Consider the following 11,664-nt stretch of genomic DNA (forward strand, 5'->3'; position numbering starts at 1 on the left):
ATTGATATTTTCATGCTGCAAATCGATCTTTAAACACTCCGCAAAATAGCGCAATGCAGCCTTTGAAGCGCCGTAAGCGTGTGCTCTTGGCAGGGCCTGATAGGTGACGCTGCTTGAAACAAAAACCATAGAAGCGGAATACTCTTTGTCTCTCGCCGCTCTAAGATGCGGCAAGGCTATTTTCGACACCGCCAACGCACCAAAATAATTCGTTTCGAACACACGTCGCGCCATTGCGGGGTCTATGTCGTTGCTATCCATATATTCGCAGGTGCCCGCGTTAATAATGACGCTACTCACATGATCGACGGCATTGCTTAAGTGTTCCTCAGCTTGCACCAAAGATTTTGCGTCAGACACATCCATCGGCAGCACAGTACAAGGCGTGCCGAACTTCTCTATCTCAGCTTTGAGAGAGGCGAGTTTATCGGCTGAACGCGCACTAATAACGACGCCGTCCGATAGACTATTTTTCGCATAATGCAGGGCTAGTGCACGGCCGATTCCTGTGCTGGCACCAACGATCCACACATTGGATTGCTTGTTACTGTTTGTTTGCTTCTTCACCGTACTCACGCCACCCTTTTTTTCAAAGTACGAATGACCGCACCAAGCGCCGGAACTCGCTCGTAGAGCATTTCCCCGGCATCAAAAAAGTCGCGATGCTCGATCACTTTTCCCTTCCGCGTACCCAAGTAACTGACACCAGCCACTTCGATCGTGCGGCCCTTATTTAAACGCGGATGGCGAAAATACATAATCCAACGGATAAACCCGCCGTTCTCATTGAGCGCTAAGTCTTGCCACTCGAAAGCAATACTCTCAACGTTTTCATACATCTTTTCGAAATACTCAAACATCGCAGGCAGACCATCAATGCGATGCAAACTGTCCTCAAAAACTACATCGTCGGCGTACACCTCCGAGAGCATGCTGGCCGTCAAGGTATTGCGATTTAACGTGTCGTAAAGCGATTTGAACTTTTCAATCGTTTTAGCAACCTGCGTTTGTTCAGACATTTTGTTTCCTCCCTTCCTCAAGAATACGCTGAGGAACAGGATTCAGGTCACGCACAATGCCAACAAAACTCAAGCCTTTGAGAACATAGTAAGAGATATCGATTTCCCACCAATAAAATCCTTGTCGAGCGGAAACCGCAAAGCGATGATGGTTGTTATGCCACCCCTCTCCAAGCGTCAACAGAGCCAAAAACGCATTATTTCGACTGTGGTCTTTCGTCTTGAATCGTCGTGACCCCCAGACATGGCCGAGAGAGTTGATCGTAAATGTAGAATGGAAAAGCAGCACCGTTGAAACACAAAAACCCCATACAACCATCTGCAACCCGTTGGTGCCCCATTCGGGCTTCCAAGTCGCCAAGACCTCGCCCAAACCATACATTGCAAGAGCCGCCAGCACTGGAACCAAGCTGTCGTAGCGGTTTAGAAATACCAGCTCTTTATACTTCGCGAGATCCGGAATGACTTTATAGTCGGTGTGATAGCCCTTATTGCTCAAGAACCAGCCGACATGGCTCCACCAAAAACTATGATTGATAGGCGAATGCAAATCATTTTCTTGATCAGAAAACTTGTGATGATTGCGATGATGCGCCGCCCACCAAAGCGGTCCACGCTGCGCAGAGGATGCTCCAATCACCGCGAAAAAAAACTGCCAGCCACGGTTCATCTTATAAGAGCGGTGAGAGAAATAGCGATGGTACACCGCGGTAATCGCGAACATTCTTAACCAGAAAAAAGCGAGACAAACAACAACTGCGACGGGGCTCCAGCCGAGCCAAATAATATTCAAGCAGGCGATATGGACAATAAGAAACGGGATACACCGAACCCAATTTATCCTGAACGGACTCTCTCCTTCGTCCGGCGCAGACGCCTCAGAGTCAAACCAGCGCACAACAGAGCGAACGATAGTCCGGACGTCCCGTCTCGGCTGAGACTTGTCTAACCCCATACATTTCTCCAACTTCCTTTCACTGCGGCTTATTCTCATGCCGCACCTTTGTTTCGTTACCAGCACTTACGTATCAGCGACGCAGATGGTTTAAGGCATGCCATCATCTTGTTAGGAAATGGCCCCTCAACGACTGCACTTTTGTTACTTTGCTCCGCTCTCCATGCCAAGTAAGGCATGCGCACTGAGGAAAGCAGATTCCACGCCAAACTCTGAGTTAACGGTAAAGTAATCACCACAGATGAGCAAGTTATCTGCGGCGCTTGAGAGATAGCCACTCGCCAGGCGATAAGCAGCCTTTGGACGCGCATACAACCAGCGATGTACGTGCTTTGTCAAAATACAATCACGCAACTCTTTAAACGGTTTGTCTATGAGTGACGCAACTTCTTGCAGTAGTCGATCGGCGACCATTTCTGGATCGGAATCGACCTGCGCCAACGTCCAGTCAGGCTGCGCATGCACCACAACGACCTCCAGTTCCTCGAGCTTATCTCTACCCTGCTTGTCGTGATCGAAGACAATGTCCCGAACAACATCGCTGTTAATTTTTTCCTGACTTAATAAGCGACGAAGTTCCGCAACAGGTTTAGAGCCACTTCCCAAAGCAAACATTGCGACCCATTGCGCCTCATGTTCCACCGCGTCCAATTGACCAAACAGCGGATGATGCTCACCAAGAATTTGAGCGGCCTGCTTGGGCGGAGCCGCTAAAACACAATACGTCGCCTTCAGCGCACTCTTACCCTCGCGACTCTCCAAAACCAAGTTCCACACGCCCTCTTCAAAACGCGCCTCCAACACTCTTTTGCCAAAATAGGGGGTCGCTTCACCAAGCGCTCCTCGAGCAAAACTAGAGTTGCGCGACAACGAGTAAGCACGTTTGCGCGATTCGCCCTCTTGGATGACAACATCGCGACGACTCTTGAGATACGCATCGAAGTTCGCGTTAGACACCTCGAAAGAATGCGCGCCCAGATCAAACCCAATAGGCTGATCATCCAAACTTAGGCGCTTCGACGAGAGACGGCCTCCGGTTCCTCTCGCTTTGTCTACAATCGCGACGCGAAAGCCTCGTTTTGCAAGCTGACCCGCACAATAGGCACCAGAAAATCCAGCGCCGACAACAACATAGTCGAATGGCTTCGGCTGATCATCTTGCATGTAATCCATTTTCTAAAACCTCACGTAATCTATTTGGAACGAGCTATACGGCACAATTCAAGTATTGGATTGTACTAGACAAGAGTCAAAACGGGATAAGAACGCAGACGAGAAAAATTATGAGCGCTTTACCGAAGAGAGATCCTAGGGTAGCTTTGATGTCAGACAAAGTGAGCGAGAAAAGTCCCTCGCTGGTTAAGGAGAAAAGTTTGACACAAAAACAGCCTAATGAGCTGAACCAGTTGCTGCTGGCCATTGCCGCAAATAAAGATCGGCAGGCCTTCTCAGAACTGTTCAATGCAACATCGTCGCGTTTAAAAGCTTTTGCGATGCAGTGCGGCGCATCGAATGCAGATGCGGAAGAATTGCTTCAAGAGTGTATGTTAACGGTGTGGAGAAAAGCGCACACGTTCAAACCAGAGTCAGGTAGCGCGATTACGTGGTTATACACGATCGTTCGGAACAAACGGATTGATATGGCGCGCAAAGGCCGCCATGAAACGGTGATGTCGGACGATTTATGGACCGAAGAAAGCGGAGAAGAGCTCGAGACAGAAATTTCGACTGAACTGGAAGGGCAATCAGCACGTAAGTTGTTGCAAGTTTTGCCTGAAGTGCAGAAACAAGTGGTTTTCAAGGTTTACTTTGAAGGTAAATCGCATAGTGAGATTGCAGCAGATTTAGACCTGCCCTTGGGCACAATCAAATCGCGGCTGAGACTCGCAATGAAAAAGTTAGATAACGTAGCAAAAGAGCAAATGTCATGGCTAATTATCATCCTAATGATGAACTTTTGATGTCCTTCGCTGCTGGGCAGCTTCCGGACGCACTCGGTCTAATGATCGCGTGTCATTTGGAAAGCTGCACCGCATGTAGAGAGAGCGTTCATAAATATGAATCGCTTGGTGGTGACATCCTAGAACAATGCACAGAAGAGTCTGTTTCTCCGGATCTTTTAGAGAAAACCCTTGCTCTATTGGATTCGAACGAACCAGAGCAAACTTTTGAGCGAACGTCGTACGAACGTTTAAAGAACATTCCTCGCCCTTTACGGCGGTTCATCAAAAGCGATTACGACTCTCTAGACTGGAGTGGTTTCTCAAAGAATATTCGAGAGGTTGTACTCAATATCGAAGACGGACGCTATACAACGAAGTTGTATCGCATCAAGGCGGGTCAAGAGCTGCCTGAGCACACCCATGAGGGCAGAGAGTTCACGCTTGTGATGAGTGGCTCATTCTCTGATCGGACGTGTGATTATAGCGAAGGTGACTTTATCCTCGCGGATCAAAGTACAACGCACCAGCCACGAGCATCGATGGATCAAGATTGCATATGCTTAGCGGTAATGGACGCGCCACTGAAAATGACAGGCATTTTCGGAAGAATGCTGAATCCATTTTTGCGTTAGGCCTCATTAAGCGGACCCAAAAAAACCGGCCTTCGCAAGCCGGTTTTTTTATGCTCTTATTAAGGAGAAAAAGCTCAAAATACGCTCCAGAACCACCCTTGAGCAAGATCGTCCTTACAACCCCAGTATTGCTCTCCATAACGCTTTGAGCGTGCCTCTACTTTTCTTGCTACTTGCGTTAACCAAGGCTTGGATTTATATGAGCCACGCCGGTAACCGCCTTGCCCTTCGTGATAATTAAGGTACTGCGCATAGGCATCCCATTTTGATACTTTGTTGATCTTCGCTGTTCGATTCATATACCAGCCAACAAAATCAATTGCATCCTCAAAATCATCGCGCTCGGCAAACATACCTCCGGCATCGTCTTGATACTCACCCCATACTGGCGTCTTTGCCTGCGAATAACCGTAGGCATCGCTAGCGCGACCAATTGGAATGATCCACAGAAAGTATTCCATCGGCGGCTGCGCATCGTATTTGAACCGCGACTCCTGATACATAATCGCCATAGGAATCTGCACCGGCACACCCCACCGCTCGCGCGTTTCAACGGCCGCATCGTACCAATCCGGTTTCTCGTAAAAAATATCGCAAAGATTATCTGGGTTAGAAGGTGGGTTCGTCGCACAACCAGCCAGCTGCATCACCATCACCAAAGCGATTAGCTTCTTCAACATCTACGCCAAACGCTCAATCTTTTTCGCAATCAAGGCTAGCGCACGATCTGCTTCTGGCACGAGTGGTGAAAACGTCTGAAAGACATGAAACATATCAGGAAAGACGTCATACGCCGTGTTCACCCTATCAGCGCGTAAGCGCTTTACCAAATCATCCACCTGCGGTTTAAACATTTCACTTCCACCTGCTTGCACATAAATCGGCGGAAAACCGATAAAACTGGTTTCAGAAAAATCACTCACGCGAACCGCCTCTGTGTGATTGTCACCAAAGCAACCAGACCAACGCTCTAGCAACGCTTCGGAGAGAATATCGTTTGGTGCAAAGTCTTGTTCTAAACACTCGGGTTCAAACGGCCGAACCCAAGGAGAGATCAAAACAGCGCCGTCAATCGCGCCACTGCGCCCTTCCTCTTTAAGCTCACGTAGCGTGTTCAGCGCCATGCCTCCCCCAGCAGAATCGCCAGCAAGAAAAATATGATCCTGAGGCGTCGCGCGCTCTAAGACAGAATTAACCACGGCAAGTGCGTCCTGCTGCGGCGCAGGAAACGGATGTTCCGGCGCAAGCCGATAATCTACGCCAATCACCCGCGCATTACAGAGCAGCGACAACTTCGCCAGGGTGTAGTGATAACCTTGCACACTCCCAACGACATACCCACCGCCGTGAAAATACACAATCGTCGGAATACTCTTACGCCGCTCTGCCTTCGGTACACATTCCAAACAAGAGACGCCATTTATTTCGATGGACTTGCTATCAACCTTAAACAGAGCGGGGCCGCGCATCGCTAATGCTTTTTGACAATCCCGCAACCAGTCATGCGGCTTATCCAGAGACTGATTCAACAGTGTTTGAATAAAGCGACAAGAGAACTCAGCTCGCCAAGAACGTGCATTTAAACTGCCTCTGCGCACCATCATGGAAGAGAAGGCTGACGACGTCGCACCAAGAATATCGATCGAGTTTTTTAACATTTAATTCTTCTTTTGATTATGTTTGAGCGGTTTTGCCCGGCCCTTGCCAGAATACTAACAATAACAACTGAATTAACAATACTGGCAAGGCGGAAAACAACAATACGACCCAGCCAAACGAGTAAACAATAACGCCACTTGATAAGGCCGCAATGGCTTGCAAACCAAACACCATGAAATCATTTACACCCTGAACCTTAAACTCCTCACCCTCTTTATAAGACTGAGGTAACAAGCTCGTGCCAGACACAAATAATAAGTTCCAGCCAACGCCAAGCAAGATCAAGCTGACATAGAAATTGATCAATTCGGTATCCATCCAGGCAATCGCAAGGCTCAAGCCATAGCAACCCAAACCGGCCCAAAGCATCTTTAATTGACCAAAGCGCTGAATCAATATCCCGGAGAAAAAAGAGGGCAAATACATTGCACAAATATGTATCTGTATAACCCACTTCGTATCAGTCACGCTGTGCCCCATTAGGTTATGCATCGTGACGGGCGTTGCCGTCATCACATAACTCATCACGACATAAGCAATCGCAGAAGATAAGATCGCTACCCAAAACACCGGATGGGCGGCGATATCTCTCAGCGTTCTCGCTGATTCTGCGCTTGCATGCTGCTCGGCTGTCTTTTGAATTGGTTGATAAAGCGCAAATACCGGTAAGCTTGCCGCTAAAACAAGAGCTAGCAATAAAAACGCACCCGCAAACTCTTGGTCTAATAGAAAACGCCCCTGCTGACCGAGCTCAGGGCCCAAGAAAGCGGCGACAAGTCCACCAAGCAACACAAACGATGCAGCCGGTGCATGCTGTTCAGGGCTGACACTCTCCATCGCTGCAAAACGGTACTGCTGAATCGTCGCGAGGCCCGCGCCGAGACACATCACCGAAGCACAAAAACTCCAGAAGGAGGAGTGCGCGATAGACCACGAAGCCGCTAGAGAGCTAGCCATCATCCAAACAATATTGAGAATGAAAATTTTCCTGCGACCAAATCGCTGCATAAGTCGAGCCGCAGGAATCACAGCAGAAGCCGTGCCTATAACAATGGCCGCAACAGGTAAGGTAGCGAGCGTTTTGTCTTCTGCTAAGTTAGTACCAACTAACCCGCCAATAAAAACAACCAAAGGAGCGGTGCACAAGCCAAGCGCTCCAGCCAGCGTCAACCACCAAACGTTACTATGTAAACCTCGCACTCGCACCTCGCATCTGCTTCGCTTATCGTTTTGATTTGTAGACAGTGCACTGCGATAATCCTCCGCATAAAACAACAGCCTTCAAAGAATAGGGATAACCATTCATGCCAACTTACCACGTCTATGGCCTAGGTGCCGCTCTGGTTGATACAGAAATCGAAGTGAACGATGATTTTTTACAACAGGCCAATATTGAGAAAGGCTTGATGACCCTTGTTGATGAATCGCGCCAGCACGAGCTACTCGATCACTTAAGTGAGCATTTAGTCGCCAGTAAACGCGCGAGTGGCGGCAGCGCCTGTAACTCGATTATCGCAGCCAGCTATTTTGGCGCAAAAGCGTTTTACTCTTGTAAGGTGGCGAAAGACGAGAACGGCGATTTTTTTAAACAAGACCTAAAAGCCGCAGGCGTGGACACCGATAACGATGCTAAGCACGAAGGCATTACCGGTAAGTGTCTGGTCATGATTACGCCAGATGCGGAGCGTACGATGAACACCTATCTTGGCATCAGCGAAACCTTGAGCCCAGAAGATGTCAATGAAAGCGCCTTAAAAGACTCCGAGTGGGCTTACATTGAGGGCTATCTCGTGACCTCTGAGACAGGTCGCGCCGCTGCGATTAAATCACGCGAAATCGCAGAGCAATCAGGCGTAAAAACCGCACTCTCACTTTCTGATCCGGGGATGGTGGAATATTTTCGAGACGGTCTTAGTGACATGATTGGGAATGGCGTTGATCTATTGTTTTGTAACAAAGACGAAGCACTCGGCTGGACCAACACTCAAACTGTTGAAGCAGCAGCCGACGCAATGAAGCAACATGCTAAAAGCTTTGCGATCACGCTTGGCAAAGACGGCGCCATCGTCTTTGACGGAGAGACTCTAACCCATGTGGAAGGTGCAAGCGCAAAAGCAATTGACACTAACGGCGCAGGCGATATGTTTGCAGGTGCGTTTCTCTACGCGCTAACACATGGACAAAGCTACCCAGAAGCCGCGCGCCTTGCCAATCAAGCCGCAGCCAAAGTAGTAAGCCAGTTTGGCCCTCGTTTGCGCGCCGAGCAACATGCTGAGCTGCTTGCCTAAATAGCAAACACGAAAATGTCGGCCTGACTTCACGACGAACACATAAGTGAGGTTTGGCCATGATATCGCTCCGCACGGATATTTCTCGGCGCTGGTATTTCTCGGCACGGGCACCATCGATCTTCATTCTTTGGTTGTGAAAGGAATACGTGGCCGCACCATGAAAGCATAATTTGACCAAAGTCATCACGCCCTCAAAAGGCTAATCTAAACCATATCGGAACATTGCCTTTGAGAGAATAGCGGGCTAAGAATCTAACAAACCGTCGCTTCGGCTGACACCAAACAGCGGATGATAAAGGGGACGCATTTATTTTCCGCCTGATCTGCACTCGACAAGACAAGCCTCATAAAGGTATGCAGCAATAGCAAACTCAATCTACAATTTCAACGAGAGCTAAGTGTCTGCGTTTATAGAAAAAGGACAATATTTCACTTACAAATCCAATGAACGCTGACCCAATTAAGATAATGGCTATAGAGTTGTCGAAGAGAGCCACATATTTGATGCTCACGACATATAGAGCAATCACCAGAAACGTAGCCAACTCCCAGCAAATCGTTAAATTCCTCTTTTTTTCATACGCTAGTAAAGTCGCACAGTCATGGCAGCGATATGTCCGTTGAAGTCGCGGAGTCAGAACCACCTTCCAATCAATCTCTCCGCGACATTTCGGACATACTTTACCTGTAGCGTTAGTAGGCTTTGACGGGTTGACTCTTTCTTTCAAATTGGGGGAATCCATTACGTACAAACTCGAAAACTAATGAGCATAATAATGCCTGTTATTTCTTCAACAAAATTTTTAGCCACGTTTCACTATAGAAAATCACGAATGGCCGGCTATCTCACAAGCCAATGCCAATCTAAAGAATGAATCGCCACTAGCTATCTAAACATGATTCAGCCTTGCAGATTATGAATCTTAGTTTCTCCAAGGCCTCCAATCGTCTCATTATATCCAATAGTCCTAAGTCCGCTTTTCTCACAAAACCAATGCTAATCTAACTACCCTTTGATGTCTGCTTTGGTGTGGAAGACGACATCGCTTCAAGTGGCTCAAGGTACTTCCGACCTAAAGCATAATAAGGACACACCGGCCAGCTGATTGATACACCCTTCTTAACTTACCTGTTTGCCTAACTGTTTACCTAACTCTGCACCCTTCTATCCAAGCTATGACGCAGAGAAGCAAATCTCCTCAACCGAACGTTTATCAGGGCGATAACAATTGACCTTCTCTTCTGAGGGGTAGCCGAGGCAAAGCCCACAAATCAACTTATACGGTCGATCAATTTTAAAGAACGGTCGAATACTTTTACCCCACATTGCAACGGAAGCCTGAGCACACGTACCAAGGCCGCGATCTGTTGCTGCAAGCATCAGATTTTGTAAAAACATTCCTGTATCTAAGGCACTGGCGGTCGCTCGATCTCCGTGAACGAAGATAAACATCGCCACAGGCGCGCCGAAGAATTGAAAGTTCTGCCGAATAAAAGCATCCCTTTTTGCTCTCTCTCCACGTTTTATTTCCAGTAGCTCGTATAAGCCCTTGCCGCATTGAAATGCCTTATCCCGCAGATCCTTGGGATACTTCAGCTCGGCTTTGAAGTCACCATTTGGCAGCGCTCCGCTGAGTGCACCCTTAATCAGTTTTCTGGGGCCGCTCAAATCTTGAAGCGCCGAAATCCGATCAAAGCGGTCAACAAGCTCAGCAGCGATTTGATCTTTTAGCTCACCTTTCGCAATAGCCACACGATAAGACTGTGTATTCGAGGAACTCGGTGCTTGAAGGGCATCGCTCAACAGCGAATGTATCAGCTCGTCACTCACATCCTGATCTGTAAAAGAGCGCGTGCTGTGTCGACCGCGCAGAACATCTTGAAACTCCATACTTATCCTTATCAGTAGATCGCGTATGCAGACTAAGAAATTCACCAGCAAAAGAAAAGGCTAAAAGCCGTTGTTGAGCATGGAACAAACTGTTTCTGTAAAGTGTTTCTAGATGCTGCATGGCGGTGTAAACTGCGCAGCGGCTGGAGCGCCACTCAATTATCTTGAGATAGTGCTAAACAGCTTTTAGAGAGTTTTGAGATCGCTTTTAGATCGCCTTTAGATAGTCACGGGAGAAAAATGTGCGTTTAGTATCGTGGAATGTAAATGGTATTCGGGCAGTAATGAAAAAAGACTTCCTCGAGAGCATGGCGACCATGCAACCAGACGTACTTTGCTTGCAGGAAACCAAAGCGCAGGATGATCAGGTTCGTGAAGCCCTTGCCGAGCTTGAGGGTTATCACATCTACTCAAATTCGGCGGTTAAAAAAGGCTATTCGGGTACCGCCATTCTCACAAAGCAGGAACCTATTTCCGTCACCTATGATCTCGGTATAGAAGAGCATGACACCGAAGGCCGGGTTATTTGTGCCGAATACGATGACTACTACCTCGTTACGGTGTACACCCCTAATTCGGGCAGCGAACTAAAGCGCCTCGCTTATCGGCAAACCTGGGATTCCGCCTTTCTTGAATATCTCAAAACGCTCGAGAAAACCAAGCCAGTCGTTGTTTGCGGTGACTTGAACGTTGCGCACAAAGATCTAGATCTTGCTCGCCCTAAGCCTAATTACAACAAGAGCGCAGGCTATATGCAGGAAGAAATTGATGGCATGGATAATTATCATGCGGCGGGCTTTGTTGATAGTTTCAGGGCGCTAAACCCAGAGTTGGGCGAGAAATACACATGGTGGAGCTACAGGGCTGGCGCACGTCAGCGCAATATTGGGTGGAGGATTGATTACTTTCTCGTTTCTGAAGTCTTACAGGGCAATATCATAAGCGTAGATATTTTTGATCAAATCATGGGCTCGGACCACTGCCCAGTTTTGTTAGAAATTTAGAAGCGTACAAGGCGTCGCTTCGTCATTCGTTGGTCAAGCCGAAGGATGGCGAAGGTTGAAGGTTGAAGGTTGAAGGTTGAAGGTGCATGATGACCTAAGTGGCCGAACCGTGAAAAAAGGCGACTATCGTGCCTTTTTCTCAAACTCTTTGTCTGACGACGATCAGAATCACTAATCTAACCCAAGCTTCTTCAAGCGATACCGCATCGAGCGAAAACTCATACCTAGCATTTTAGCGGCTGCCGTTCTATTCCATTTTGTTTGCTGCAA

13 protein-coding genes are annotated in these 11,664 nt (G+C 48.0%); 4 read left to right on the plus strand and 9 right to left on the minus strand.

Annotation, left to right across the window (positions count from 1 at the left end):
* The 4 genes from A3750_RS09340 to A3750_RS09355 form a co-directional block, all read right to left on the minus strand.
* Positions 1 to 576 (minus strand): SDR family oxidoreductase (locus A3750_RS09340; RefSeq protein WP_068548192.1); only part of this gene is annotated, 576 nt, incomplete at its 3' end.
* Positions 573 to 1,019 (minus strand): nuclear transport factor 2 family protein, encoded by a 447-nt coding sequence (locus A3750_RS09345; RefSeq protein WP_068457661.1) that lies wholly within the window; start codon positions 1,017 to 1,019, stop codon positions 573 to 575. The genes A3750_RS09345 and A3750_RS09340, both read right to left, overlap by 4 nt.
* Positions 1,012 to 1,974: an acyl-CoA desaturase gene (locus tag A3750_RS09350; protein ID WP_068466032.1), complete on the minus strand. Its 963-nt coding sequence runs from the start codon at positions 1,972 to 1,974 to the stop codon at positions 1,012 to 1,014. Before A3750_RS09350 ends, A3750_RS09345 begins: the two co-directional genes overlap by 8 nt.
* A 144-nt stretch (positions 1,975 to 2,118) precedes the next feature.
* Entirely contained in the window at positions 2,119 to 3,147 is a 1,029-nt protein-coding gene (locus tag A3750_RS09355) for an NAD(P)/FAD-dependent oxidoreductase (protein WP_068548193.1), read from the minus strand.
* Between the two features lie 200 nt (positions 3,148 to 3,347).
* Between A3750_RS09355 and A3750_RS09360 the strand changes: the two genes are divergently transcribed.
* Together A3750_RS09360 and A3750_RS09365 are read left to right on the plus strand one after the other, a co-directional pair.
* Positions 3,348 to 3,935 carry a sigma-70 family RNA polymerase sigma factor gene (locus A3750_RS09360; protein ID WP_197466165.1) on the plus strand — a complete coding sequence of 196 codons (588 nt, stop codon included), beginning with the start codon at positions 3,348 to 3,350 and terminating at the stop codon, positions 3,933 to 3,935.
* On the plus strand, positions 3,902 to 4,549 hold the full coding sequence (locus A3750_RS09365; RefSeq protein ID WP_068452352.1) for a ChrR family anti-sigma-E factor: 648 nt from the start codon (positions 3,902 to 3,904) through the stop codon (positions 4,547 to 4,549). The genes A3750_RS09360 and A3750_RS09365 overlap by 34 nt, the downstream gene beginning before the upstream one ends.
* A gap of 74 nt (positions 4,550 to 4,623) precedes the next feature.
* On the opposite strand, the gene A3750_RS09370 is transcribed toward A3750_RS09365, so the two are convergent.
* The 3 genes from A3750_RS09370 to A3750_RS09380 are packed head-to-tail and all read right to left on the minus strand — an operon-like array spanning position 4,624 to position 7,408.
* The gene (locus tag A3750_RS09370) at positions 4,624 to 5,229 is read right to left on the minus strand and encodes a hypothetical protein (RefSeq protein WP_068548195.1); all 606 of its coding nucleotides are present in this window, start codon (positions 5,227 to 5,229) and stop codon (positions 4,624 to 4,626) included.
* Positions 5,230 to 6,207: an alpha/beta hydrolase gene (locus tag A3750_RS09375; RefSeq protein ID WP_068466030.1), complete on the minus strand. Its 978-nt coding sequence runs from the start codon at positions 6,205 to 6,207 to the stop codon at positions 5,230 to 5,232.
* Between the two features lie 16 nt (positions 6,208 to 6,223).
* On the minus strand, positions 6,224 to 7,408 hold the full coding sequence (locus tag A3750_RS09380; RefSeq protein ID WP_197474981.1) for an MFS transporter: 1,185 nt from the start codon (positions 7,406 to 7,408) through the stop codon (positions 6,224 to 6,226).
* Between the two features lie 104 nt (positions 7,409 to 7,512).
* On the opposite strand from A3750_RS09380, the gene A3750_RS09385 reads away from it, so the two are divergent.
* Positions 7,513 to 8,496 (plus strand): adenosine kinase, encoded by a 984-nt coding sequence (locus A3750_RS09385; protein ID WP_068548196.1) that lies wholly within the window; start codon positions 7,513 to 7,515, stop codon positions 8,494 to 8,496.
* A gap of 1,177 nt (positions 8,497 to 9,673) precedes the next feature.
* Here the strand turns inward: A3750_RS09385 and A3750_RS09395 are convergent.
* Entirely contained in the window at positions 9,674 to 10,390 is a 717-nt protein-coding gene (locus tag A3750_RS09395) for a nitroreductase (protein WP_068548198.1), read from the minus strand.
* A 242-nt stretch (positions 10,391 to 10,632) separates the two neighbouring features.
* Here A3750_RS09395 and A3750_RS09400 point away from each other — a divergent pair, with 242 nt between their 5' ends.
* Positions 10,633 to 11,394, plus strand: coding sequence for an exodeoxyribonuclease III (locus A3750_RS09400; RefSeq protein WP_068548199.1), 762 nt, complete (start codon positions 10,633 to 10,635; stop codon positions 11,392 to 11,394).
* A gap of 171 nt (positions 11,395 to 11,565) precedes the next feature.
* Here A3750_RS09400 and A3750_RS27115 read toward each other — a convergent pair.
* The coding region (locus A3750_RS27115) for a helix-turn-helix domain-containing protein (protein ID WP_156498504.1) at positions 11,566 to 11,664 on the minus strand (99 nt) is incomplete at its 5' end.

Source organism: Oleiphilus sp. HI0079, assembly GCF_001635105.1.